General features: G+C 60.6%; 22 protein-coding genes. 14 read left to right on the top strand and 8 right to left on the bottom strand.

What is annotated here, in order from left to right; genetic code table 11:
- Window positions 1-11 precede the first annotated feature (11 nt).
- The 8 genes from ORD17_RS04875 to ORD17_RS04840 all read left to right on the top strand — a co-directional run bounded on the left by ORD17_RS04875 (window position 12) and on the right by ORD17_RS04840 (window position 8,810).
- Complete coding sequence (locus ORD17_RS04875) at window positions 12-770, top strand: ATP-binding cassette domain-containing protein (protein WP_308389754.1); 759 nt, start codon at window positions 12-14, stop codon at window positions 768-770.
- Window positions 763-1,719 carry an ABC transporter permease gene (locus tag ORD17_RS04870; RefSeq protein WP_308389753.1) on the top strand — a complete coding sequence of 319 codons (957 nt, stop codon included), beginning with the start codon at window positions 763-765 and terminating at the stop codon, window positions 1,717-1,719. The genes ORD17_RS04875 and ORD17_RS04870 overlap by 8 nt, the downstream gene beginning before the upstream one ends.
- 234 nt (window positions 1,720-1,953) lie before the next feature.
- Window positions 1,954-3,225 (top strand): hypothetical protein, encoded by a 1,272-nt coding sequence (locus tag ORD17_RS04865; RefSeq protein WP_308389752.1) that lies wholly within the window; start codon window positions 1,954-1,956, stop codon window positions 3,223-3,225.
- 23 nt (window positions 3,226-3,248) lie between these two features.
- On the top strand, window positions 3,249-4,529 hold the full coding sequence (locus tag ORD17_RS04860; protein ID WP_308389751.1) for an ABC transporter substrate-binding protein: 1,281 nt from the start codon (window positions 3,249-3,251) through the stop codon (window positions 4,527-4,529).
- Between the two features lie 73 nt (window positions 4,530-4,602).
- Window positions 4,603-5,493 (top strand): sugar ABC transporter permease, encoded by an 891-nt coding sequence (locus ORD17_RS04855; protein ID WP_308389750.1) that lies wholly within the window; start codon window positions 4,603-4,605, stop codon window positions 5,491-5,493.
- Window positions 5,493-6,335: a carbohydrate ABC transporter permease gene (locus ORD17_RS04850; protein ID WP_308389749.1), complete on the top strand. Its 843-nt coding sequence runs from the start codon at window positions 5,493-5,495 to the stop codon at window positions 6,333-6,335. Before ORD17_RS04855 ends, ORD17_RS04850 begins: the two co-directional genes overlap by 1 nt.
- Window positions 6,336-6,338: 3 nt before the next feature.
- Complete coding sequence (locus ORD17_RS04845) at window positions 6,339-7,454, top strand: ATP-binding cassette domain-containing protein (RefSeq protein WP_308389748.1); 1,116 nt, start codon at window positions 6,339-6,341, stop codon at window positions 7,452-7,454.
- A gap of 24 nt (window positions 7,455-7,478) precedes the next feature.
- Window positions 7,479-8,810, top strand: a complete 1,332-nt coding sequence (locus ORD17_RS04840; RefSeq protein ID WP_308389747.1) for a sugar porter family MFS transporter — start codon at window positions 7,479-7,481, stop codon at window positions 8,808-8,810.
- Window positions 8,811-8,813: 3 nt separating this feature from the next.
- Here ORD17_RS04840 and ORD17_RS04835 read toward each other — a convergent pair whose 3' ends face one another.
- From ORD17_RS04835 to dnaA, 5 genes are all read right to left on the bottom strand, one after another.
- Window positions 8,814-12,293, bottom strand: a complete 3,480-nt coding sequence (locus ORD17_RS04835) for an FAD-dependent oxidoreductase (protein WP_374693390.1) — start codon at window positions 12,291-12,293, stop codon at window positions 8,814-8,816.
- Between the two features lie 59 nt (window positions 12,294-12,352).
- A complete protein-coding gene (gene gyrB, locus ORD17_RS04830; RefSeq protein ID WP_308389746.1) occupies window positions 12,353-14,752 on the bottom strand; it encodes a DNA topoisomerase (ATP-hydrolyzing) subunit B in 2,400 nt (799 codons plus the stop codon).
- Window positions 14,749-15,795, bottom strand: a complete 1,047-nt coding sequence (gene recF, locus ORD17_RS04825) for a DNA replication/repair protein RecF (RefSeq protein WP_308389745.1) — start codon at window positions 15,793-15,795, stop codon at window positions 14,749-14,751. Before recF ends, gyrB begins: the two co-directional genes overlap by 4 nt.
- Window positions 15,795-16,892, bottom strand: coding sequence for a DNA polymerase III subunit beta (gene dnaN / locus ORD17_RS04820; protein WP_308389744.1), 1,098 nt, complete (start codon window positions 16,890-16,892; stop codon window positions 15,795-15,797). The genes recF and dnaN overlap by 1 nt, the downstream gene beginning before the upstream one ends.
- Window positions 16,893-17,136: 244 nt before the next feature.
- Window positions 17,137-18,471: a chromosomal replication initiator protein DnaA gene (gene dnaA / locus ORD17_RS04815; RefSeq protein WP_308389743.1), complete on the bottom strand. Its 1,335-nt coding sequence runs from the start codon at window positions 18,469-18,471 to the stop codon at window positions 17,137-17,139.
- A gap of 144 nt (window positions 18,472-18,615) precedes the next feature.
- Between dnaA and ORD17_RS04810 the strand changes: the two genes are divergently transcribed.
- Complete coding sequence (locus tag ORD17_RS04810) at window positions 18,616-19,434, top strand: SDR family oxidoreductase (RefSeq protein WP_308389742.1); 819 nt, start codon at window positions 18,616-18,618, stop codon at window positions 19,432-19,434.
- Window positions 19,435-19,645: 211 nt separating this feature from the next.
- Here the strand turns inward: ORD17_RS04810 and ORD17_RS04805 are convergent, their stop codons facing one another.
- Window positions 19,646-20,377: a hypothetical protein gene (locus ORD17_RS04805; protein ID WP_308389741.1), complete on the bottom strand. Its 732-nt coding sequence runs from the start codon at window positions 20,375-20,377 to the stop codon at window positions 19,646-19,648.
- Window positions 20,378-20,439: 62 nt separating this feature from the next.
- Here ORD17_RS04805 and ORD17_RS04800 point away from each other — a divergent pair, with 62 nt between their 5' ends.
- From ORD17_RS04800 to ORD17_RS04780, 5 genes are read left to right on the top strand one after another with little or no spacing between them, the layout of a single operon-like run.
- Window positions 20,440-21,225 carry a hydroxymethylpyrimidine/phosphomethylpyrimidine kinase gene (locus ORD17_RS04800; RefSeq protein WP_308389740.1) on the top strand — a complete coding sequence of 262 codons (786 nt, stop codon included), beginning with the start codon at window positions 20,440-20,442 and terminating at the stop codon, window positions 21,223-21,225.
- Window positions 21,222-21,872 carry a thiamine phosphate synthase gene (gene thiE, locus ORD17_RS04795; protein ID WP_308389739.1) on the top strand — a complete coding sequence of 217 codons (651 nt, stop codon included), beginning with the start codon at window positions 21,222-21,224 and terminating at the stop codon, window positions 21,870-21,872. Before ORD17_RS04800 ends, thiE begins: the two co-directional genes overlap by 4 nt.
- The gene (gene hemL / locus ORD17_RS04790; RefSeq protein WP_308389738.1) at window positions 21,862-23,139 is read left to right on the top strand and encodes a glutamate-1-semialdehyde 2,1-aminomutase; all 1,278 of its coding nucleotides are present in this window, start codon (window positions 21,862-21,864) and stop codon (window positions 23,137-23,139) included. Before thiE ends, hemL begins: the two co-directional genes overlap by 11 nt.
- 9 nt (window positions 23,140-23,148) lie before the next feature.
- On the top strand, window positions 23,149-23,538 hold the full coding sequence (locus tag ORD17_RS04785) for an HIT family protein (protein WP_308389737.1): 390 nt from the start codon (window positions 23,149-23,151) through the stop codon (window positions 23,536-23,538).
- A 7-nt stretch (window positions 23,539-23,545) separates the two neighbouring features.
- Window positions 23,546-23,818 carry a helix-hairpin-helix domain-containing protein gene (locus ORD17_RS04780; RefSeq protein WP_308389736.1) on the top strand — a complete coding sequence of 91 codons (273 nt, stop codon included), beginning with the start codon at window positions 23,546-23,548 and terminating at the stop codon, window positions 23,816-23,818.
- Here ORD17_RS04780 and rng read toward each other — a convergent pair.
- Window positions 23,815-25,320, bottom strand: coding sequence for a ribonuclease G (rng, locus tag ORD17_RS04775; protein WP_308389735.1), 1,506 nt, complete (start codon window positions 25,318-25,320; stop codon window positions 23,815-23,817). The genes ORD17_RS04780 and rng overlap by 4 nt on opposite strands.
- Complete coding sequence (locus ORD17_RS04770; RefSeq protein ID WP_308389734.1) at window positions 25,317-25,904, bottom strand: nucleoside triphosphate pyrophosphatase; 588 nt, start codon at window positions 25,902-25,904, stop codon at window positions 25,317-25,319. The genes rng and ORD17_RS04770 overlap by 4 nt, the downstream gene beginning before the upstream one ends.
- Between the last annotated feature and the right edge of the window lies 1 nt (window position 25,905).

The raw sequence follows: 25,905 nt of genomic DNA, 5'->3' as shown, positions 1-25,905 counted from the left end.
GCGCGGCGGTCATGACCGACAGTGTACCGCTCCTGGAGTTGAGAAACATCGGCAAACGCTTTGGTGCCGTGTACGCGCTGCGCGGCATCGATCTGCAGATCGCCCCGGGAGAGGTTCTCGCCCTACTCGGCGACAATGGCGCCGGCAAATCGACTTTGGTGAAAGTCATCGCCGGCGCTCACGCTCCCAGCAGCGGGGAAATGTTCCTGCAAGGGGAGCGGGTGTCGTTGTTCGATCCGCGACACGCCCACGACCTGGGGATTGAGACGATCTACCAGGATCTGGCGGTTGCCGAGAATCTCGATGTCGCAACCAACATCTTTCTGGGTCGCGAGCGTAAATCGCAGGTTCTCGGATTTCTGCCGGTCCTCGCACGGCGGGAAATGCGTCGCGAGGCGGCAAAGGCCCTGCAAAACTTGGCCATTGAGCTACCGCTGCGGCAGGTGGTGGGGGAACTGTCCGGCGGGCAGCGGCAGGCAGTCGCCATTGCCCGCGCGGCATACTGGCAGGCACGTCTGGTCATCATGGATGAACCCACGGCGGCGATCGGCGTTGGCGAGCACGAGGCCATTCTGAAACTCATTCAGAACCTTGCGCAGTCCGGGGTGGCGGTCATTCTGGTTACCCATACCATGCCCGACGTCTGGCAGGTGGCGACGCGCATCGTCGTGCTGACCCGCGGTGAAAAGGCCTTGGAAGGCAGAACCGAAGAGTTGACGGAGGAGCGCGTCGTGCGCGCCATGCTCGTCGGGAGAGAAGCTCGTGCCTAACGAACTGCGCCACCATCCCATTGTGCAGACCATTGTCGACCAGGGTGTGTTGATCGCCTTCGTGCTCCTGGTGGTATTTCTCGCCTTCGTGGCACCGCACTTCGTATCCACGGCCAACGCCTTCAGCATCCTCATCGATGCCGCGCCCCTGGTCCTTCTCGCCCTTTGCGAACTGGTCGTCATGCTGGTGGCGGGCATCGATCTCGCCGTAGGAGCCATCGCCGGATTCACCGGAGCCATCGCCGCCACCATGATGCTGCAGGGGATTCCCTGGCCCATTGCCACCCTTCTGGCGCTCCTCGCAGCGACGCTTGCCGGCACCCTGCAAGGACTCATCATCAATTACCTGCGGGTGACCGATTTCATTACCACCCTGGCGGGCTTGTCCATCTTCTCCAGCCTGACCCTGATCATCACCGATGGCGAGCCGATGAATATCAACGCCAATGGATTCAACGCCCTCGGTGAGGGGCACCTGCTCGGGGTTCCCACACAAATATGGATTGCCGCGTTCATCGTGGTTCTGGTGGCGCTTTGGCTGGGCCTCACGGCATCCGGGATGCACCTCTATGCCATTGGCGGCAACCGTACCGCTGCCTACCGCGCCGGCATCCGCGTGCGCCGTCTGCGCAGCCTCGCCTATGCTTTCTCCGGTGTCTCGGCAGGCATTGCCGGGGTGATTCTGGCGGCACAACTTGCTACCGCGGATCCCAACGCCGGACGCGGGCAGGAACTACCAGCGATCGCCGCAGTGGTCATCGGCGGCGTTTCCCTCTTTGGTGGTCGCGGTTCAGTCTGGGGCGCCGTACTCGGCGCCCTGATTTTGAGCACCATCCTCGACGGTCTGGTGCTTCTCAACATTTCTCCCTTCTACACCGAGCTGGTGGAGGGAATCGTCATTCTTCTGGCGGTCATGATGGGCCACCTGAGAAAAAGAAGCAGCAACTGATCGCTGCTCAGGAGGGGAAAACCCCTCGCGCAAAACGGAGGAGTACACCATGAACACAAAAAACCCTGCATACCCAGACTACGGCCCCGTGCCGCTCTCGTCAGCGCGACGCTGGCAGCCACCTTACTGCTGGGCGGCTTTGCCCTGCCTGCCTGCGCGGCCGATGACAGCCACTCCCTGATTCCCAGCAACAAGGTCCTGGAAAGTGATCTCGGCGGTACCAAGATCTCGGCCATGCTGGGGCTGATCAATTTCAGCTACCTCAACCATGGACACACCACGCAGGACACTCATTCCATGGCGTTGGGCGGACACCTGTACCTGCATAGTCCATCCTACGTAGGCTTGAGTCTGGGCGTGGGCGGCGATTTTGCCACCTGGACCGGCTTTTATCAGCATGAAGATCCCGAGCTCACGGGCCCCTATCCAAGCCACGGCATCGCCATCCTGCGTCTTGGCTACCTGCAGTACCATTACGGACCAGTGGTGGTACGTGGCGGGCGGGAATTCATCAACACCCCCTATGCCAACATGGACTACTACACGTTCAATCCGCGCGCCTTTACCGGGGTCGCGGCGGTCTGGGACGTTCTCGGACATCCGCAGGATGCCAATTGGGCCGGTAATGGGCCATTGACCCTGAGTGGCTCGCCCGCCACCGTCAGCGTGATGTTTGCCCGGGAGTTCAGTTATGCCAGTCGTTACAGCGCGACTTTCACTACTGGTAACCGCTATACCGACGCCCATACCAATGGCTTCTATACCGTAGGGCTACGCTATCAGTCGCCGTTCTTGGGCAATCATATCGCCGTGCAATTGTGGGACTATAATTTCTACGGCTTTGCCAACATGTTCTACGGTCAGGCGAATTTTTCCGCGCCCATTGAGCAGAATCTGGCTCTTCTGGCCGGTTTTCAGATGATAGCCGAGGGCAATTCCGGCGCCGGAACCAACTTTCTCCATGCCCTCAATGCCAATTCCGTCGACGCGCACATCTATGGCGGCCGGCTCGGGGTGGAATTTGGTACCGAACATGACACGGTGGCGTTAGTGGGTAATTACAGTCCCATCAATTACGATTCCTTTCGCCATGGCGGTCTGATCCATCCCTACAATGATCTGAGCGGGACGGAATACACCACCACCATGCAAACCGGGATCTCCGACTTTGGACCCGGATATGCCTATGGAATTGCCAGCAATTTTGGCTTTTTGCAACACAAACTGCTGGTCAATGCCAGCTTCATCCGCTACGTGGCACGCTACGGCTATGGCGGCAGCGCCTACAGTTATAATGGTGCCTATGGCTTCCCCACCGGCGAGGCGGTGCCCAACCAGAAGCTCTGGTCCATGGACGTGGGCTTCTCTTACAATCTGGCGAGCGTGCTGCGCGGCTTGACCGTGGCCGACTACACTGACATCTCTGTCGCCCAGAATGAGGCCAACTATCCGCAATACCACAATCCGTATTTCAGCAACCGTTTCTACCTGAAATACCACTTCTAAAACGAGCAGAGGAGAATACGATCATGAAACAACCTACAAAGAGATTGCTCACCCTGGCCATCCTGGGCATTGCCGCCCTCGCGGCAGAGCCGGCCCTGGCCGACCAGACTTCCCTCAGCGTCATCAATTGGTGGACGGCCGGCTCGGAAGCCAAGGCAATGAACGTGCTGGTGCAGATGATGAAAGCACAGGGGGTGAACATCAAAAACGACGCCATCGCCGGCGGCGGCGGCGCGCAGGCGCGTACCATCCTGAAAACCCGTTTGATGGAGGGAGAGACGCCCGGAGCTGCGCAGATCAAGGGTGTGGAGATCCAACAGTGGGGCCATACGGGTCTGCTTGCCAATGTCGATGCCGCGGCAAAGGCTGGTGATTGGGACAAAAACATCCCCACGGAAATCGACAATTACATGAAATATAAAGGTAACTATGTAGCGGCGCCGATGGATCTGCATCGTCTGAACTGGCTCTGGTACAACCGCGCGGTACTTGCCAAGGCGGGCATCAAGACCCCCCCCAAGGATTGGGATGAGCTGATTGCCGACCTCGCCAAGGTACAGGCCAAAGGGATGATACCGATGGCCGGAGGCGGCAATGGCTGGATGATTGCCACGGAATTTGACCCCATCGCTCTGGAAACCGGGGGACCTGCGTGGTACCGCGACGTCTTCGTCAAACTCGATGCCAAGGCCATCGACAGCCCGACCATGGTCAAGGCCTTGGAGCGCCTGCGCCAAATCGAGCAATACACCCCGAAGTCGCTGGCAGGACGCACCTGGAACTATGACACTGGCCTCGTTGCACACGGCCAGGCAGCCTTCCAGATCATGGGCGATTGGGCCAATGGCCAATTCGAGTTCCTTGGGGTGACCCCCGGCGGTCCCAAAGTCGGCTGTGTCGCTTTCCCCGGCACCGCCAACGACTTCATCTACAATGTCGACAGCTTCATCTTCTTCCGCCAGCATAGTGCCGCCGGACGGGAAGCGACGATCAAACTGGCGGAAACCATGACCAGCCCCAAGTTCCAGCTCTTGTTCAACAAATACAAGGGCTCGATTCCCGATTTGATGAACGTATCACTCAAGGGCTACAACCCCTGTCAATTGAAGTCACGTGCGCAGTTTCTCACGGCAAGCAAGGAGCACAACCTCGTTCCGAGCTTCTCGCAGAACATGTCGACCTACGGCCCGCCCACTGGCGCTTTCATCGACTCTCTCGATCAGTTCTATACTTCGAACGAGAGCCCCCAGGCGGCAGCCGCGTCGATGGCAAAGCGTGTAGAGGTGGCCAAGAGCCAGGACTAGGAAACGCAGTAGAGGGCAGGCATCCCGACCAAAACGGACGGGATGCCGTTTTGTCTCAAACAAAGGGAGCTTCATGGCACATTCAATGATGCAGCGTAGCGGTGGCAAGGACCAGGTCATAGCGGGTCTGATGCTGTCGCCTACCGTACTGGCGGCGATTTTTTTCATCTACGCCTTTATCCTGTGGACCATCTGGCTGTCGCTGACGCGATCCACGATCCTGCCCAGCAATCATTTTGTGGGTCTTGCCAACTATCGAGATCTCTTCGGCAGCAGCCGCTGGTGGCGCTCGTTGAGTAACCTGGGGATCTTTGGCGGACTGTATGTCGCTATATCCATGGCTATTGGTTTATTTCTGGCCATCCTCCTCGACCAGCGGATCCGCGGAGAACGTCTATTTCAGGTGATCTTTCTCTACCCCATGGCCATCTCCGCGGTGGTGACCGGCGTCGCCTGGCGTTGGCTGCTCGATCCCAATTTTGGTGTCCAGGCGATCGTTCGCTCCCTGGGTTTCAGTCACTTTCAGTTTGCCTGGATCGATGATCCCGACTTTGCCATCTATACCGTGGTCATTGCCGCCGTCTGGCAGACTTCGGGCTTCATGATGGCAATCTTTCTGGCCGGCTTGCGCGGCATCAGTCCGGATATCGTCAAGGCGGCGCGCATCGACGGTGCCGGCACGCTGCGCATTTATCGGCGGGTCATCCTGCCCAATCTGGCCCCCACCTTTTTCGTCGCCTTCATTCTCAGCGCCGGATTGGCCATCAAGGCCTTCGGTCTGATCATTGCCCTCACCGGCGGCGGCCCTGGCTACAGCACCAATGTTCCGACGATTTTCATGTATGTTTTTTCCTTTGAGCGCGGCGAGATGGGGGTGGGGGCGGCCAGCGCCTTGATCATGCTGGCGATCATGATGGTGGTGGTGGTTCCCTTTGTGATCCTCGATGCACGGAGGAAAGTCTGATGCGCCGTTTGTCGATCTACTTCCTGCTGACGCTTGCCGCCCTGTTCTTTCTCTTACCGCTCTACATCATGCTGGTGACGTCCTTCAAAACCATGCCGGAAATCTACAGTCAGGGCATCCTCGCCCTGCCCCGGCAATTTGATCTCTACGCCTGGCGCCATGCCTGGAGCGGGGCCACCATCGGCGCCAGCGATCAGGGCATTCATCCGTTTTTCATCAACTCGTTTGAGCTGGTGATTCCGGCGGTCATCATCTCCACCGCAATCGGCGCCATCAACGGGTACATCCTCACCCACTGGCGTTTTCGTGGCGCCAACATCATTTTCTATCTGCTTCTTCTCGGCACCGTATTTCCCTTTCAGATCATCTTGTTGCCGATGGCCTGGGTGCAGGGAAAATTGCATATTGCCGGCACCCTGATCCCTGGTTTGGTCATGGTCCATATCATCTATGGTTTGGCCTTTACCACCCTCTTTTTCCGCAATTATTACGTCAGTATTCCGCACGATCTGGTACGTGCGGCACGGGTCGATGGAGCCGGATTCTTCCGGATCTTCTGGCGCGTCATGTTGCCCCTGAGCACGCCCATCATCATGGTGACGGCAATCTGGCAGTTCACCATGATCTGGAACAATTTCCTCTTTGGCGTGGTATTTACCAACAGCGACCAGCAGCCGGTTACGGTTGCCATCAACGATTTGGTGGATACCGTCACCAGCGTGCATATGTGGAATGTCGATATGGCGGCAGCGCTGATTGCTGCCATACCCACTCTGGTGGTCTATTTATTGGCCGGAAAATATTTCGTGCGCGGCCTGACCGGCGGCGCGGTAAAAGGATAACCCATGGGTAAGCTCATTTTGCAGGACATTCACAAAAGCTATGGTAAGGATGAAGTCCTGCATGGCATCAATATCGAAACCGGAGAAAATCAGTTTCTGGTGCTGATTGGCCCTTCCGGCTGCGGCAAGACGACCCTGCTCAACATCATTGCCGGTCTGGAACAGGAAAGTGGCGGTGACATCCTGCTCAACGATCGCCACCTGAATGGACTTAGTCCCAAGGACCGGGACATTGCCATGGTCTTTCAGTCCTACGCCCTCTATCCATCGATGAGCGTGCGCAACAACATCCTTTTCGCCCTGGAAAATCGCAAAGTGCCCAAGGCGGAGCGAGAGCAGATCCTGATGGATGTCGCGCGCATGCTGCAAATCGAACATCTGCTTGGCCGCCGGCCCCGCCAGCTTTCCGGGGGGCAGCAGCAACGGGTCGCCATCGGCCGCGCCATCGCACGTCGTCCCACTCTCTTTCTCTTCGATGAGCCCCTGTCCAACCTCGACGCCAAATTGCGGGTGGAAATGCGTAGCGAGATCAAGCGCCTGCACCAGCAACTGCAAACCAGCATGGTCTACGTCACCCATGATCAGATCGAAGCGATGACCATGGGCGATCTCATCGCCGTGATGAATGAGGGCGTCATTCAACAACTGGGGAGTCCCGAGAGTATCTACAACGATCCGGCCAACCGCTTCGTGGCGGGTTTCATGGGCTCTCCGTCCATGAACTTCCTCCCCGTGGTGCCGCGAGAAGAGGCGTCGGGGCTGTGCCTGCGAGTGGCTGGCAGCGATGGCGATGGCAACGTCCTTCCCCTCCCGGCAAAAATGCAGGGGGCCCTGCGCGGCCAGTTGGGACGGCGCATTACCCTGGGCATTCGCCCCGAGCAGATCACCGATCCTGGCAGTGCGCGGGAAGGCGAGTCCTTGCACAGCATCGAGCTCGGCGTCGAGCTGCTCGAGCCCACCGGTCCCGATACCCTGGTCTTTACCCGCCTGGATGGCCACAGCCTGGTGGCACGGGTGCATCCGAGTACCCGGTTACAGGTCGGATCGCGCTGTACGCTGAGTTTTCATATGGAGCGAGCGGTCTTTTTCGATCCCGATAACGGCTCCCGGCTGGCGTAACCATCCTCGCAACAGGGCATAGGTATGCAACGCGGCGCTACTTCCTTTGCCCTGATTGCCGGAATTACCGGGCTTGGTGGCCTGCTCTTTGGCTATGGCACAGCCATCGTTGCCGGAGCCCTGCTTTTTCTGCGCCAGGTCTTTTCCCTGGATGCCCGCAGTGCTGGCCTGTTTGTCGCCATCGCCCTGGCCGCCGCAGCCCTAGGGGCTGCCCTCGCTGGCGTGCTGGCCGATCGCTTTGGGCGACGACGGGTCATTGCCCTCGCAGCCCTGCTCTTCGCTGTGGGCTCCCTGCTGGCGGCCCTCGCCGACAGCATCCCGCTGCTCTTTCTGGGGCGCGCTTGTCTTGGTCTCGGGATCGGACTCAGCTCGACCGTCACCCCGCTCTATCTGGCAGAAATCACGCCGGCCAGACAGCGTGGCGCCATCGTCACCATCAATCAGCTCCTCATTACCGTCGGCATCCTCGTCGCCTATCTGGTCAATCTGGCCTTTGCCCACAGTAGCGCCGGGTGGCGCTGGATGTTCGGGCTGGGAGCGGTACCGGCCGTGATATTGTTATTGGGCGTTCTGTTGTTGCCGGAAAGTCCACGCTGGCTGCTGCAGATGGGTCGCTCCGAGGCGGCCATGCGGGCTCTGCAGGGGCTGCGCCTCGACCCCGCCGCCGTGCAGTGGCAGGAACTGGCCGCCAATAACGCCGGGCAGCGGAGTCTGCCGTGGCGAGCGCTGCTGGAACATCGGCGACCCTTGCAGATCGCCCTGTTGCTGGCCATCTTTCAGCAGATCACGGGCATCAACGTGGTGCTTTACTTCGCCCCCATCATCTTTCATGCCGCTGGCTTCGCCTCGACCGACGGCGAGATCCTGGCCACGGTGGGGATAGGTACGATCAACTTTTTCGCGACCCTGCTCGCGCTGCGCTGGCTGGACCGGATTGGACGACGGCCGCTGCTGTTGACCAGCTTTCTGGGCATGTTCGGGAGTTTATTGACCCTTGCCAGTTGTATGCTGGCACAGGCGCAGGGGGCCTTTCTGTATCTGCTGGCCTTTGCCGTGGCGGCCTATGTGGCCTTCTTTGCCATTGGCATCGGTCCGGTGTTCTGGCTCCTGATCAGCGAGATCTTCCCCACCGGCCTGCGCGGGCGGGCCATGGGTCTGGCGACCATCGTCAACTGGCTCAGCAACATGCTGGTCACCGGGGTATTCCTCAGTTTGATGCACTGGTTGGGGGAGGGCCAGACCTTTTTCCTCTATGCCTTGGCCTCCCTCATTGCCGCCTGGTACACCTGGCGCCGGGTACCGGAAACCCGCGGCCTGACCCTGGAAGAGATCAGCGCCTCGTTGCTGCGGGACTGAAGCTCAGGCGTCGGCGCGCTCCAGTACATGGTCCAGCCAATGGCTGGAAAGACGCTCAAGCAGGCGGTTCTGTCCTTGCCGGGCGGTGAGGTTATCGAGATCGACCCAGGCCAGGGGTTGATCCTGACCGGCACAGGTGAACACGGCCTTGGTACGTTTGCCGGTTTCCGGATCGACCTGCCACTGCAGGCATTGGGCGCAAACGCCCTTGAGCATGCACTGCATGGGGCTGCCGACAGTCGCCACGGCTTCCAAGTGCGGCGGGAAAACTTCTGCCAAATCGCCGCGCAGGGCCGACTGGAAGCCCTTGAGAAGGCCCGTGGAGCCCATGACCATGAGACGGTCGACCTCCTTCAGGGAGATACCGGCAGCTTCACCCGCCAGCTTGCCGGCAGCGTAATCGCGCAGCAACTGCACCATGTCACTGGCTTCGACGCTGCGGTCCTGGGGACGCCGCGCGGCGATCAACGGACCTTTGGCGGTGCACCAGAGAATCTGATCCGCCGCCGCCTCCAGTTCCTCCTGATGGTCGAGCTCGCTCGCCTGGGTGAAGGCGGCCACATAGAGCACCCGGTTACCCGCAGCCCGCAGGGCGGGGCCGATGTCGAGCATCACTGCCGCTCCCCAGCGCCCGGCAACGATAGCGATGGTCTTGCCTTGGGGAATATCCGTCGGCGCTCCCGTCGGTCCCATGAGCAGGACCGGGTCACCTTCTTGCAAGCGACCGGCGATGCGCGGCGCCGTACCCCATTGCAGGACCATCAGCCGGATCAAGTCGCCTTCCACTCCAGCACCGCTGACGGTGAGGACCGGGATCTGCAAGCGGGTTTTGTCGACCACGGGGCTGCCGGTTTCAAAGGTCTGCAGACGGAAAAACTGCCCGGGGGCAAAGTTCTTGGCCGCCGCGGGCGCCTCGACCCAGAGTTCGCATACCGCTGGGTTGCTGCGATCGATGCGACGAATCCGGGCGCTGAGCCGAGAACGCAGGCGCTCCTGAAAAGCAGAGAGATCATTCCTGGGAGCCGGAGGGAGGATTTCCATTGCGGCCAGCACATCGGGATAGCTACGCTTGGCGGAGGCGATGGCCTTGACCACACTGCCGTGATACACCGGATGGGTATCGCCGATAAAGCTCACCCGATGCCCAAGCGCATCGTGGTAGGAAGTGAAGGGACCCGGCTCCGGCGCCTTACAGTGCTCTGCCACCTGCACCGCCTGCATACTGCGGTCGCCATGGGCGAGATAGGGCTGGAAATGGTCGCCATCGAGCTGCAGCGTACCCGGATATTCCCGCTCGTAGATGGTATTTGGCACCGTTCCGGCGGCAACGAAAACCCCGCGCGCAGGCAGACAGAGCTCTTCACCCGTCGCCACCCAACGGCCCTCTTCCTCCCGCAGCTTGCGAAAGACCATGCTTTGCACATGCCCGTAGGAATCGAGCTCGGCGCGCAGGGGATCGACGCCTTCCTGATAGAAGAGTCCTTCCTGCATCGCCTTGATGAGTTCTTCGTGGTTACGGGTATAGGCCGGGGACTGGCGCATGCCCTTGCGGTAGGCCAGGGTGACACCACCCCAGGCGTGCAGCAGGGGAATGAAATTGGGCGCCTCACCAGCAGCGGCAGCGCGCTGCCGCTCGGCCCGTACCGCGCGTCCGTGGGCGAGGAATTCGTCGAGGATGCCGGCATCTTCCGCGGATAACCCCGCACGCAGCTTCTCCTCACCCATTTCCGCCAACAGGACTTCGTAACGGGCCAGGACTTTTTCCACCTGGCGGATATAGTAGGCCTGGACTTCGGTGGCGGTATCCACTGCCGTCAGACCACCGCCAATGACCACCGCGGGCAGACGCACCTGCAGGTTGGCGAGACTGCTTTCCTTCCCCGCCCCGGTGAGCTGCAAGGCCATGAGAAAATCGCTGGCCTGACGCATACCGCGGGCGAGGCTGCCGGGCAGGGACAGGACACGGGGCAGGCCAGCGCCGGTAGCCAGGCAGACATGATCGAAGCCCAGGTCCCAGGCATCTTCCAGACGTAGGGTGCCGCCAAGGCGCACGCCGCCAAAAATCTGGAAGCCCGGGCGGCGCAGCAGGCTCAGGTAGATCAGTTTGAGGAAATTCTTGTCCCAGCGCACGGTGATGCCGTACTCGGCAACGCCGCCAAAACCCAGGAGGATGCGCTCGTCGAGGTCTTCCTGCAGGGCATCCCAATCCCGCACCGGCGCCGTCAACAAGGACTCCGGCAAGGGCTCGATCTTGAGCCCATCGACCCCGACCACGGTACACCCCGCCTGCAGGAGGTGGTGCGCCATGGTGAAGCCGGCCGGCCCCATGCCGGCTACCAGGACCTTGCGACCGTTGTCGCTGGCCGCGCTGTACTGTTCCCGGCGCAAGGGATTCCAACGCGTCAGCAGATCATAGATCTCCACGCCCAGGGGCAGCTCCAGCACATCGGTGAGGATGCGGGTTTCCACCTGGGGAATGTTGACCGGGTCCTGTTTCTGGTAGACGCAACCCTTCATGCAGTCATTACAGATGCGATGGCCGGTGGCCGGCACCATGGGATTGTCGACCATGATCATTGCCAGCGCCGCAATACTGAAGCCATCCCGGCGCAGGATCTGCATCTCGGAGATCTTTTCTTCCAGCGGGCAGCCGGTCAGGGTCACGCCGAGGGGATCGACCTTGAAGCCCAACTCCGGCACGCCCTTTTTCTCGGGGAAGCCACGGGAGCAGAAGTCGCCATCGTGGTCGTGACAGTAGAGGCAGTAATGCACCTCGCTCTGCGCGCTGCGCAGGTCCATGCGCAGATCGGTGAGATGGAAGGCATCGCGCCGGCGCCACTGCGCGGGATCAGCCGCCAGGGGATGATCGGGACGTTCGGCAAAGTGCTGCAGCGGGACGAGATGCTCGTGATCCATGCGTTCCGGCAAGCGAAAACTCGACCAGCCCTGTACTGCAAGCTTGGCCAATGGATCGCTCAGGGCCAGGGCACACCACTGGGTGAGGCGCTCGATGGACTCGGCATATGCGGCCTCGTCAGCCAACCAGCCCATGCCCAGGCGGGCAATCGACCACTCGCGGTCGTCGGCGGGCAGACCGCTGGCATGAATCTGCTGATCCAGCCAAGTCTGGAGATCGGCAAAGCTGGCGGAGAATTCACCGCGAAAGCGGCGACCCCGGCGCAGTACGAACTGCTTTTTGAAGTCCATGACCACATCCTGATCACGGATCTTGCTCTGCAGGGCTTGGTTGGCATCGGCAATGGCAAAAAACTCGACGAGGAAATTTTCCAGATGCGGTGCAAGCGCAAGCAACAATTCACTGCGTTCTTGGCCGTCCTGTGCGGTGCGCCCGGCGCGATGATCGAGCAGGCGTTGCGCCAGATTCGCGTCCCGTTGCCGCAGTGCATCGAGAAAGGCGGCATCCAGCGCTTGCGTCGTCTCCGCCTGCAGATAGTTTGAAAATGCGAAATCACTCAGCTTCAAAAAAGGTACTCCCTGCTTTCCCCGCCGGCCGAAGCCGGACATTTTGCCTTTCCCTGTGCTTAGATGTCGAGTCGCGAGACATAGCGGGCATTCTCTTCGATGAAGCGTCGGCGCGGCTCGACGGCATCCCCCATGAGCATGGAAAAGACCTCGTCGGCGGCAATGGCATCTTCCACATCCACCCGCACCAGGCGCCGATTCTCGGCATTCATGGTGGTTTCCCAGAGCTGCTCCGGGTTCATCTCTCCCAGACCTTTGTAACGCTGAATCTCGACACCGCGGCGGGCGTCTGCGAGCAACCATTGCATGGCTTCCCGGAAACGCCGCACGCCAGTGCCTTTTTCCCCACGCTCGATGCGCGCTCCCCGCCCCAGGCCGGCTTCGACCTCAATGGCATATTTGCGCAGTTGCCGAAAATCGTGGCTCGCAAAAAATTGCGGATCCAGATAGCGCTGTTCACGGCTGCCATGCAGCTTGCGACTGACCAGCAAGCGCGGTTCCTCGGCGCTACCCAGCCATTCGATCTGCCAGTTTTCCCCCGCCAGGGCGGTTTCTCCCATCTCCATTGCCAGGGCTTGGGCATAGGCTGCCCACTGCGCGTCGCTGGCGTCCTCCAGTGGTGCAGGCACACTGGCCATCGCCCAAAGCAGCGCTTGCGGGTAGCGACGCTCCAGTCGGGTCACCAGGGCATCGATCGTCTGATACTGGCGCATCATGGCAGCGAGGGTCTCTTCCGTGACGCTGCGCCCCGCCTCGGCATGGAAGGTCGCACCCTGCATGGCCAGTTCCCGCAGATAGCTGGCCAGCTCGGCATCGTCCTTGATATAGCGTTCGTCACGGCCCTTTTTCACCTTGTACAGCGGTGGCTGGGCAATGTAGACATGGCCGCGCTCCACCAGCTCTGCCATTTGCCGGTAAAAGAAGGTGAGCAGCAGGGTGCGAATGTGACTGCCATCGACGTCGGCGTCAGTCATGATGATGACCCGGTGATAGCGCAGTTTGGCAACGTCGAAATCTTCCTTGCCGATACCGGTACCGAGGGCGGTGATCAGGGTACCGATCTCATCCGAGGAGAGCATGCGATCGAAGCGCGCCCTTTCGACGTTGAGGATCTTGCCCTTGAGGGGCAGGATGGCCTGGTGACGACGGTCACGACCTTGCTTGGCCGAGCCACCAGCGGAGTCACCCTCGACCAGATAGATCTCGCACTTGGCTGGATCCTTTTCCTGACAGTCGGCCAGTTTGCCCGGCAGATTGGCGACATCCAACGCGCCTTTACGGCGGGTCAGTTCCCGTGCCTTGCGCGCCGCTTCCCGCGCCCGCGCCGCTTCGATGATCTTGGCGGCGATGGCCTGGGCCTCCTTGGGGTGCTCATCGAGGAAGATGGTCAACGCCTCGGTCATCGACGACTCGACAATCGGTTTGACCTCGCTGGAAACCAGCTTGTCCTTGGTCTGCGAGGAAAACTTGGGATCCGGCACTTTGACCGAAAGCACCGCCGTCAGACCCTCGCGGGCGTCGTCCCCGCTGGCGGCAATCTTTGCCTTGGCCAGCAGTCCTTCGCGCTCCATGTACTGGTTCAAGGTGCGGGTCAGGGCACCGCGCAGGCCGGCGAGATGGGTGCCGCCATCCGCCTGCGGGATGTTATTGGTAAAGCAGAGCACCGTCTCGCTGTAACTGTCGCTCCATTGCAGCGCCGCTTCGACGGTGACCCCATCGCGCTCTCCGCTCAGGGTGATGATGGAGGGATGGATGGCAGTACGGTTGCGATTGAGATGTTCGACAAAGGCGCGGATGCCCCCCTCGTAATGAAAATTTTCTTCGCGCCCTTCGCCGCGCTCGTCGACCAGACGGATGCGCACTCCGGAGTTCAGAAAGGCCAGTTCGCGCAGGCGCTTGGCGAGGATATCGAAGTGAAAACGGGTTTGCGCAAAGATCTCCGGCGAAGGCAGGAAACGGATCTCGGTGCCATGTTTGCGCGAAGCCTCTCCCTGCGCCAGCGGCGCCAGAGGCTCGCCATCGCGGTATTCCTGGGTCCAGACATGACCATCACGCTGAATGCGCAGACGCAACCAGCTCGACAGGGCATTGACCACCGACACACCGACGCCATGCAGACCACCGGAAACCTTGTAGGCATTGTCGTCGAATTTTCCGCCGGCATGCAGTACCGTCATGATCACCTCTGCGGCCGAGCGCCCTTCCTCGGCGTGGATGTCTACGGGGATGCCGCGCCCGTTGTCGGTCACACTCAGCGACTCATCCTCGTGGATGGTGACGACGATCTGGTCACAATAGCCTGCCAGGGATTCATCGATGGCATTGTCGACGACTTCAAACACCATGTGATGCAGACCGCTACCATCGTCGGTATCACCGATGTACATGCCCGGACGCTTGCGCACGGCCTCCAGCCCGCGCAGAACCTGAATGCTGGAAGAATCGTAGTTTTTCGTCATTGCATTTCCTCGATCAATCGACCTGCGTGCAGGTGAAAAATGGTGCCGCCGGGCTCGGCGGGTGACTCGGTGCCGGCAGCGAAAATTTGCGTCTGCAGCGCCTGGAGTTCCTGCATCCACCAGCGGCGCGCGCAGGAATCGAGTTCTGCGGCAAAATCATCGATGAGAATCACCGGCAGGGCGGCGCCGGCGTCGCGTTGCACGGCAATCTGGGCCAACCGAAAGGCAATCCCCAGCAGACGCAACTGACCCCGCGACAATTGCTCCGCCGCCACCTGGCGCTGGACACGAAATTGCAGGCGGGCGCGATGCGCTCCACTATGGGTATAGGCGAACTGCTGATCGATACTACGATCCCGTTCCAGAGCCTCGGCGAGGTCGCCAGTCCATCCGGGATGCAGCACGAAATCCACTGGCTGATCTGCTTGTGGGCTGGCGGCCCAGATGCGCTGGAATTGGGCCTGCAAAGCCGCAATGTGGCTGCTACGTTGCTCCTGAATGTGGTTGCCGAGGCGAATCAGGGCCGTATTCCATGCCTCTGGGGGAAGCCCCTGACGCAAGGCCGCATTACGCTGGCGCAACGCTTGGCGATACTCGCGTAGAGACACGCCGTAGCGGCGATCGGCATAGTACAGACCCCAGTCGAGGATGCGACGACGCTCTTCGGCAGTACCGGAGACAAAGTGCGCATTACCTTCGTGCCATGCCTGCAGCGGCAGGGCGTCGAGCAATTCCCAGGCACTGCGAATGCGTTCACCGTCGCGGGCGATTTCCCGTTCCTCCCCCTGCCAACGCATCCCGATAAACGCTGCGAGGCTGTCACTCAGGCGAGCACCTAGGCGATAATGCGCCGCTCCATCACGAATCAACTGCCGCTGTCCGCGGCGCCAGCTTTGACCAGTGGCGAGCAAATGCAGGGCTTCCAGTACCGTGCTCTTCCCAACGCCATTGGCGCCGATCAGCCAGTTCCAGCCGGGCTGAGGCCGCAGCGAGAGATGGCAGATGCTGCGTAAATTTTCGATCTGCAGCTCCACGATGGGCATTACAAGCGGATGGGCATGACGATATACAGGGGATTATCGCTTTCCTGAGAGCGGATCAATGCGCTGCTGCTACTGTCTCGAACCTGGATCAGCAATTCGTCGCTGGCAAAGATGTTCTGTGCATCCAGCAGGTAGCGGGTGTTGAAGGCGATCTCCGTGGCTTCGCCATGCAGCACTGCCGGGACACTGATTTCTCCTTCCTCCTGCTCTTCATTGCGACTGCGTAGCACAAGATTTTCGGGTTGAAATTGCAAGGTGCAGACCGGGTTCTTGTCGCTGGCGATGACGTCGATCTGCTGCAGGGCGGTTTTCAGCGTTGGCCGGTCGATGATGCACTGAGTGAATTGGCCAACCGGGATGACCCGACGGTAGTCCGGATAGTTGGCATCCACCAGGCGGCTGGCGAACTCCTGTGCCTCCTGCTGCATGCGGCAACCTTGTTCATCAAAGCTCCAGGCAACATCGCCACTACCGACGATCCGTAACAGTTCCAGCACCGTTTTGCGCGGCAGGATGCCTTGGTAAGGCGCGGCATCGGAGCTGTGGGCAAAGGGAATTTCCACTCGCGCCAAGCGGTGTCCGTCGGTGGCAACAAGGCGCATCTTCTGCTCGCCAATTTCAACAAAAACACCGTTGAGAAAGTAGCGAGTATCGTTATGTGCCATGGCTGTGGCGGCTGCCGCCAGGGCTTGTTGGAAATCTTCGCCATCGCAGTTACCGGAGATACGCGCCGCGCGCTCTTCCATGATGGGGAAGTCCTGCGCAGGCAGGGTAGGCAGGGTGAAACGGGCGGAACCGGAACGCAGGGTCAGGCGTTCTCCGTCTTTGTGCAGGAAAATCTCACTGCCATCCACCAGGGTACGACAGATATCATACAATTTGCGGGCGGGAATTGCGGTTTGCCCGCCTTCTTCCACCTTCAGTTCCAGTTCTGTCCGAAGCTGGATTTCCCCGTCGCTGGCAATCAGCTGCAGTCCTCTTTCCGTGCTCCGCAGCAACAGATGCGACAGGATCGGCTGAACCGGCCGGCGATTGGCAATGTTGGCCGTAGCCGCGAGGAGGGGCAGGATCTCGTCTTTCTGCACACGAAGCTTCATCGGGTCTTCTCCCAAGAGAATAATAATAAATTTTCTTTCTTTTTCTTATAGTGATTATTAATGACAAACTTATCTGTGGATAACCGCTTTATCCCTTTGATCGGTATACTACCTGCAGGATGGCAAGCCAGGCTGACAGCCTGTGGACAAGTCGGTATGTTCGGGGGTGATTTTACCCGTGGATTCCGTCCCCAGGCCAGTACCGGTCTTGTTCCGGGGGTTACCCACAGCTTGTTCCGGATTCTCATCCGCCCAGTACCCGCAGGATGTTGTTGTAATCCTCGGCGACCTGGGGGTCGCTCTGGCGCAATTTTTCGATCTGCCGACAGGCATGCAGTACCGTGGTGTGGTCGCGGCCACCGAAGGCCTCGCCGATCTCCGGCAGGCTGTGCGAGGTGAGTTCCTTGGTCAGGGCCATGGCCATCTGTCGTGGGCGGGCGATATTGCGACTGCGCCGTTTCGACTGCATCTCCGAGCCGCGAATGTGAAAATAGTCGGCGACCACCTTCTGGATGTTGTCGAGGCTGATCATGCGCTTTTGCACGTCGATGAGATCGCGCAGCGCCGCCTTGGCCGTCTCCACACTGTAGGGCTTGCGGGTGAAATTGACGTGAGCGATGACGCGGCGCAGCGCACCCTCCAGCTCGCGTACATGCGAGCGAATCTTCTCGGCAATGAAAAAGGCAACTTCCTGGGGCAATTCGATTCCGGCCTCCTCGGCCTTGCACAAGACGATGGCCATGCGGGTTTCCAGATCGTGGGGTTCGATAGCCACCGTCAAGCCCCAACCGAAGCGTGATTGCAGACGCTCTTCCAGACCCTCGACTTCTTTGGGATAGCGATCGCAGGTGATGATGATCTGGTGGCCACTGTCGAAGAGGGCATTGAAGGTGTGGAAGAATTCTTCCTGGGTACGGTCCTTGTTGGCGAAGAACTGGATGTCGTCAATGAGCAGGGCGTCGAGCTTGCGGTAGCGCTGCTTGAATTCGGCGGTGCTGTTGTGCTGCAGGGCGCGCACCATGTCCATGATGAAGCCTTCAGAGCTGATATAGAGGATCTTGGCTTGCGGATTGTTGCGCAGGATCTCGTTGCCGACGGCATGCATCAGGTGGGTTTTGCCAAGACCGACACCACCATAGATGTACAGCGGATTGTAGGATTTTCCCGGATGTTCAGCCACCTGGCGCGCTGCCGCCACCGCGAGCTGGTTCGATTTCCCTTCGACGTAGGCCTGAAAGGTGAAACCGCTGTTGAGATGATGACCGTGTGCGCGACGCTCCGGCGCGGATGCCGGCTTTTCTTCGCTTATGGGCGCAGGCGACTGATGCAGGGCGACGCGCAGGCACAGACCTGGGAGGATTTCATTCAGCTCTTTTTCCAGCAGTTCGCGGTAATGATTCTGCACGCGATCACGGACAAAGCTGTTGGGCGCCAGAAGCAACAGTTCTTCGGCGTGCAATTCGGCCTGCAAAGGCCGCAGCCAAGTGTTGTACTGCTGGGGGGACAGCAACATTTCCATGCGGACGCTGAGGGCGCTCCATAGTGCTACACCATCCTGGCTTGCGGTTTCCTTACTCATGGGGTCCTTGTCGCAGGTACAGAATCCATTTTCATGCAGTGTTCGGCGCGCTAGGCTAGCCGCCATTGCATGCGCCGGAGTATACGTCATGGCCCTCTTGGCTGCCAGTGAAGCGCCGGGAGACAGCGCTTAGGAGATTGTTTCATGAACCCTTTTTCTGCGTCCCGGCGACCCGCAGGCGCCATTGTCATCACCGGCGCCGGTAGCGGTATCGGCGCCGCGCTGGCGCGCTGCTACGCGCGGCCAGGTCAGTCGTTTCTGCTTCTGGGGCGACGCCAGGCATCGCTGGCGCAGGTGGCGTCCGAGTTGCGCCAGCAGGGGGCTGATGTGGAGCTGGCGACGGTCGACGTGCGCGACCCTGAGGCCCTGGCGCGAATTGCCGCGGATTTTGCCAAACGGCACGGACCCATCGCGCTGCTGATCGCCAATGCCGGCATCAGTGTGGGGAGCTCGTGTGAGCTGGCGGAAGATTGCGCCATATTTGCCGATGTCATTGGCACCAACCTCCTCGGGATGCACTACAGTATCGCCGCTTTTTTGCCGTATCTGCCCGCGCAGGCGCAGGTCGTGGGTATCGGCAGCGTGGCAGGGTTTCGCGGTCTGCCCGGGGCGGCGGCCTATGCGGCGTCCAAGGCCGCAGTGGCGGTCTATCTGGAGAGCCTGCGCCTGGATTTGCGCGCGCGGCGGATTTCGGTCACTTGCATTGCGCCGGGCTTCATTGACACCCCAATGACCGCCGACAATCCCTATCCCATGCCCTGGCTCATGGATGTTCAACGCGCTGCACGAAAGATGCGGCGCAGCATCGACCGGCGCCGGCGTTTGGTCGTGATGCCTTGGCAGATGGCTTGCCTGAGTCTGGCGTTACGGATCATGCCGAGCTTCCTTTACGAGCGGCTGTGGCCGCAGCGCCTGGCATCCAAGCCACGCCGCTCGGATTCGTTTTCCACAAAGAAAGAATGACTGGCTTGCATGACGTTCTTTGAGACAGTTCTGCGAGATGTTTCATATCTTATTGTTTTATATAGTTCAGTTTATGAAATAATCCGTAATCCTGAAAGGTTCGGTCAAAAAACCATCATTGACAGCCTTGTCATACAGATTTTGTCCACAAAGTTATCCACAAGAAAACGCCCTCAGCGAGGAGGGCGTGGCAAGACGGATACGTCGCGCGTCAGGCGGCAAGTCTGGGCTTGAGCAACCAGAGTTGGATCAGGCTCAGAAACATCTCCAGCAGCGCGATCGGGCAGGAGAGCGCACCACCAATCAATACCAGCCAGACGAAGGCGGGATTCTGATGGGTGAGAAACCAGCCGGCGAAATCGACCGTCATGGCAATGAAAGGCAGGATGATCAGCACATACTTCGGTGCTGCCGGAAAACGGGCCTTGCTGAAGATCCAGCCGGCAATCCAGAAGATCACCCCGAGCATGGTGAGGTGGATCATGCCATTGAGCAGCATGGTATTGATGCTCATGCCTGTATCGACCTGTGCCACTTTCTTCACGTCGTCATAGGTCGCCAGAGGCGGATTGTGCAGCACCTTGCTCATGGCAACGCTGTGGCATTTCAGGCAGTTGCCGGCGATCAGCGGTTTTATGCTGCTTTCGTACTCCTGCTGGCTCTCCCCATGGGCAATCCAGTGATTGACTGCCTCGGTCATCTTTGGCTGTTCGCTGGCCGGCATCCCGGCAAAGCTCATCATCCGCGGTAAAACCGACTGTATGGTAGAAGAGCTTCGATTGCCGTAATAGTGTTGCGTTACCGCCTGTACGGTCAGCCCCTGCTTGCCACCCACGGTGACATAGACGTATGCCTCCGCCACCAGTAGTCCCAAACCGACCAGGAAAATGAAGCCGGTATGGACCAGTTTTTCTGCTATACTCAGTTCCGGCAATTGCCGCATAGTGAAACCCTCCCGTTTTTGCTTTTCGCCGAAGATAGCAAGCAAATATCTTGCCGAGACCCATGCCCTGTCCAGCCCCTCTCTCTCGTCCCGTAGTCCTCAGTATTGCTGGCGCTGACCCGAGTTCGGGGGCGGGGCTGCAGGCAGACCTACTGACGGGCGCCGCCATGGGCGTGCATGTCTGTACCGCCCTGACCGCCTGGACGGTACAGGACTCGCGCGGGGTGCTGCGGGTGCAGACCCTGGATGCCAGCGACACGCGTGCCCAAGTGGAGACCCTGCTGGCAGATTTTTCCGTTGCCGCGGTCAAGATCGGCCTGATTGGCTCACTACCCATGGCGGAAATGCTGCGCGATGTTCTTCTCGTTCGGAGCGATCTGCCCCTGGTGATCGATCCGATCTGGCGTGCCGGTGGCGGCCAGGAGCTCGCCGATGCTGCCTTGCGGGACTTCCTGCGCGAAGAACTCCTGCCCCTGGCGCGGATTGCCACCCCCAACCTTCCCGAGGCACTGCAGTTGACAGGAGCGGACACGGCGGACAGGGCCGCGCGCGACTGGCCGGGCGACTGGCTCCTGATCAGCGATGGCCACGGCGCCGCCGCGCAGCTCGACAATCGCCTGTATCTGCGCGGCAAGCTCGCCGCCTGCTACCCGCAGCCGCGACTGCCGGGCAGCTATCATGGCACAGGTTGCACCCTCTCTACCGGGATCGCGGCGGGTCTTGCGTGCGGCCAGTCGGTGCCCGACGCCGTGGCCGTCAGCCTTGCCTTTACCCATGCGGCGGTCGCGAAGGCCTATCGGGCAGGGCACGGCCAATTCTTCCCCGACCGCTGGGCAGCGCGACCATGACGCGGGAGCGGATACGCGGCCTCTATGGCATTACCGATGGCCGTCTGCAGGGCGAGGCGCTATTGGAAACGACCGAGATCGCGCTGCGCGCCGGCCTGCGTTTGCTGCAGTATCGGGACAAGACACTGGAGGATGCGCGGCGGATACAGGAGGCCGCCGCCCTGCTGGCGCTCTGTCGGGCCTATGATGCGCTGCTGGTCATCAACGACGATCCCCGGCTCACGCGCCGCGTCGGGGCGACCGCGATCCATGTGGGGGAGGAGGACCCGGGGATTGATGACTTGCGCGCCTTTCTGGGGCCAAAGGTGCTCATTGGCGTGTCTTGTTACAACGATCTCGAGCGCGCCCGCCGGCTCGCTGCCACCGGCGCCGACTATCTCGCCTTCGGCGCAGTCTACCCTTCCCCGACCAAGCCCAAGGCGCGCCACGCTGATCTTTCTCTATTTCGGGCCGCGAGGCCACTCGGCTTGCCCCTGGTAGCCATTGGCGGCATCACGCAGGATACTATGGCAGAGGTTGCTGCCGCCGGTGCTGATGCCGCCGCCGTCATCTCTGCCCTCTTTGGGGCAGCCGACGTTGCTGCTGCGGTCCAGTGTTTGCAGGCCCCTTTTCTCTGGCACCGCGAGGAGAGACATCATGACCAGTAACGCCGAGCTGTTTTCTGCTTCGCAACGCCGCATTCCCGGTGGTGTCAATTCGCCTGTGCGCGCCTTTCGTGGCGTGGGCGGCGATCCCCTCTTCATCGCTCGGGCCGAAGGGCCCTACCTCTGGGATGTCGAGGGACATCGCTACATCGATTATGTCGGTTCCTGGGGACCGATGATCCATGGTCATGCACATCCGGAAATCCTTGCTGCGGTGGCAGCGGAAATGCAAAAGGGTCTGAGTTTTGGGGCCCCTACGGCGATCGAGCTGGAACTGGCGGAAACCGTCTGCGCCCTGATGCCCAATATCGAGATGCTGCGCATGACCTGCAGTGGCACCGAGGCGGTGATGACCGCCATTCGCCTGGCCCGCGGGTACAGCGGACGGGAACGCATCATCAAGTTCGAGGGCAATTACCACGGTCACAGCGACAGTCTGCTGGTGAAGGCGGGATCCGGCGCCCTCACCCTGGGGCAACCCTCCAGCGCCGGGGTCCCGGTAGAGTTGAGCCGCGAGACTCTGGTCCTGCCCTACAACGATCTCGATGCTGTCGCGGCGGTGATGAGGGAGCAGGGAGATCAGATTGCAACGATCATCGTCGAGCCGATTGCCGGTAACATGGGCTGTGTTCCACCGCTGCCGGGATTCCTGGAGGGCCTGCGCAGTCTCTGCGATACCCATGGCAGTCTACTGATACTGGATGAGGTGATGACCGGCTTTCGCGTCGCCCCTGGCGGCGCCCAGGAGCTGTACGGTATTCGCCCGGACATCACCACCCTCGGCAAGATCATCGGCGGTGGCTTGCCGGTAGGCGCCGTTGGCGGCAGTCGCAAGATCATGGAAACCCTGGCGCCCAATGGCCCGGTCTATCAAGCCGGTACCCTGGCCGGCAATCCGCTGGCGATGGCGGCCGGGCTGCGTACCTTGCAACTGCTGCAGGAGCCGGGTTTCCACCATCGTCTGGCGACGCAGACGGAAAAGCTCTGCAGCGGTCTGGCACGCGTGGCGGCGGAGGCGGAAATCCCCCTCTTCATCACCCAGGTGCCAGGTATGCTGGGTCTGTTCTTCACGGAAGGACCCGTGCAGACCTTCCAGGATGTCATGGCCGCCGACCGGGAACGCTATGGGCGTTTTTTCCACTTTCTCCTCGCCGAAGGCGTCTATCTCGCTCCCAGCGCGTACGAAGCCGGCTTTCTTTCGTCTGCCCACGACGACCCTATCATCGACAGCACCATCAGCGCCGCGCGCAAGGCGCTGCAGCAACTATAGGAGCCCTGCATGACCACCCTGTTCAGCAAGATCATCCGCGGCGAGATTCCCGCCGAAAAGATTCTGGAAGACGACCAGTATTTGGCCTTTCTCGATATTCGTCCGATCCGCCCCGGCCACACCCTGGTGATCCCCAAGATCGAGCACGACTATATCTTTACCCTGGACGACGAGACCTTGGCCGGTCTCCTGCCCTTCGCCAAGCGCATCGTGCCCGCTCTCGAACGGGTCACCGGCTGTCTGCGCGTGGGAGTGATGGTGGCTGGCCTGGAGGTGCCGCATACCCACGTGCACCTGATCCCGATGACCGCCATCAGCGATCTCAACTTTGCCCTGGCGCGCGAAAGCAGCGCAACAGAGCGCGCCGAGCTGGGAGCCAGGATCCGCGCCGCCCTCTGAGCTCGGCATGCGCTCGCGCATCGTCTTTCTGGTCTTGAGCCTATGCTTCCTCGGCTCTGCCGAGGCGCGGGACAAGCTCGACTGTCCGCAGCAGATCAACATCAACACGGCAGATTTCAATGGCTTCCGTTGCCTCAAAGGTGTGGGCAAGAAGCGCGCCGAAGCCCTGCTCCAATATCGTGCCCAGCACGGCCCTTTCGCGAGCCCCATGGGTGTAGCGGCGGTGCTGGGAGAAAAACTGGCGCTGCGCTTGCGCTACCGTCTGCAAGTCGGCAACTAAAGAAAAACGATGTCGTATTGTTCCTGGGTGTAGGTGCTCTCGGCCTGCACCTTGATCGGTCGCCCGATGAATTCCTCCAGCGCGGCGAGGCTGGTGCTTTCTTCGTCCAGCAATTTGTCGACCACCTGCGGTGAGGCCAGGACGATGAAGCGCTCGGTGGGATAGGCGCGGGTCTCGCGCACGATCTCGCGCAGAATTTCGTAACACAGGGTCTCTGCGGTCTTCAGGAAACCGCGTCCCTGGCAGTAGGGACAAGGCTCGCAGAGGATCTGCCGCAGGCTTTCCCGGGTGCGTTTGCGGGTCATCTCCACCAGTCCAAGGGCGGAAATCTGGGTAATGGTGCAGCGCGTGCGATCACTTTGCAGGGCCCTTTCCAGGGTGCGGTGGACGCGGCGCTTGTGCTCCTCGTTGTCCATATCGATGAAATCGATGATCACCATGCCACCGATATTCCGCAGCCGCAGTTGGCGGGCGATGGCCGCGGCGGCCTCGAGATTGGTCTTGAGAATGGTTTCTTCCTGGTTGCGCCGACCGACGAAGGCCCCAGTATTGACGTCTACCGTGGTCAGCGCCTCGGTCTGATCGATGATCAGGTAGGCGCCGGATTTGAGGGTGACCCGACTTTCCAGGGCGCGGTCGATTTCGTCCTCGACATTGTAAAGATCGAAGATCGGTCGCTCGCCGGCGTAATGCTCGATACGATCGGTAACCTCGGGGATGACTTCGCGGCAGAATTGCCGCGCCGCCTCATAGGCCTCGCGGCTGTCGATGCGCACCCGTTGGATGTTGTCGGACATGACATCGCGCATGACGCGCAGGGCGAGGTTGAGGTCCGCGTGGATGAGCTGCGGCGCCCGACTCTGAGCGAGATCCTCCCGGACGTTTTGCCAGAGACGCTGCAAGAATTTGAGATCGGTTTCGAAATCTTCGGCGCCCACCCCTTCGGCGAGGGTGCGGATGATAAAACCTCCGGCCTCTTCTTCCGGCAGCAGGGACTTTAGTAAATCCTTGAGACGACTCCGCTCTTCCGGTGACTCGATGCGGCTGGAGACGCCAATGCGCGGCGAGTAAGGCATGTACACCAGATAGCGCCCAGGCAGGGTAATGCGGGTCGATAGACGCGCACCTTTGCTGCCCAGAGGATCCTTGATTACTTGGACGAGGATTTCCTGCCCCTCGTGCAACAGGGTGGATACGCTGCGCAAGTCGTGGAGATTGACACTGCGGGTTTCGATATCGGTCTCCCCCTCCTGCTGCAGCGCCTCCTCGTTTTCCGCCCCCTGAATGTCGGCGGCATGCAGGAAGGCCGTGCGTTCCAGTCCGACATCGATGAATGCCGCCTGCATGCCCGGCAGCACGCGGCGCACGATGCCCTTGTAGATGTTGCCAACCAACCCCCGATGGCTGCTACGTTCTACCTGCAGCTCCTGCAGTACACCATTGTCGACTAGGGCAACGCGGATTTCCTGCGGGGTGACATTGATCAGTAGTTCTTCACTCATGCCGTACCTGCAAATGGGGGCGGAGGAAGGCCGAGCTGGCTGAGCAAGGCCGCGGTTTCCGCCAAGGGCAGGCCCATCACGCCGGAATAAGAACCGCGCAGACTGCGCACGAAGACCGCCCCCAGACCCTGGATGGCGTAGGCTCCGGCTTTGTCCTGTGGTTCGCCACTGGCCCAGTAGCTGTCTGCCTCAGCGGCGGAAATTCTGCGTAGAAAGACGCCATTGCGCGATAAGGTCTGCCATACACGCTGACCGTCGGTGATGGCGACGGCGGTAAGAACCCGATGCCAGCGCCCTGCGAGGGCGGCGTAGATTTCTCGCGCCTCGGCGGCATCAGTGGGCTTGCCGAACACCCGATCCCCCAGGCAGACCAGGGTATCGGCCCCTAAGACCAGGGCGGTTTCACCACTGTGCAGGGCAGCGCGGGCCTTTTCCCGCGCCAGACGGCGAACGAACTGCACGGGGGGCTCGCCGTCCCTCCGGGACTCGTCGATGCTTGTGGGCCGGAGTTCGGGCGCGTAGCCCAACTGCGCGAGAAGCTCGCGTCGGCGCGGCGAAGCCGACGCAAGGATCAATTGCGGCATG

Origin of the sequence: Acidithiobacillus sp. AMEEHan (genome assembly GCF_030996345.1) — a bacterium.
Classification (GTDB): domain Bacteria; phylum Pseudomonadota; class Gammaproteobacteria; order Acidithiobacillales; family Acidithiobacillaceae; genus Igneacidithiobacillus.
The sequence above is the reverse complement of the archived record's forward strand: the minus strand, read 5'-3'. Positions and strand labels throughout refer to the sequence as shown.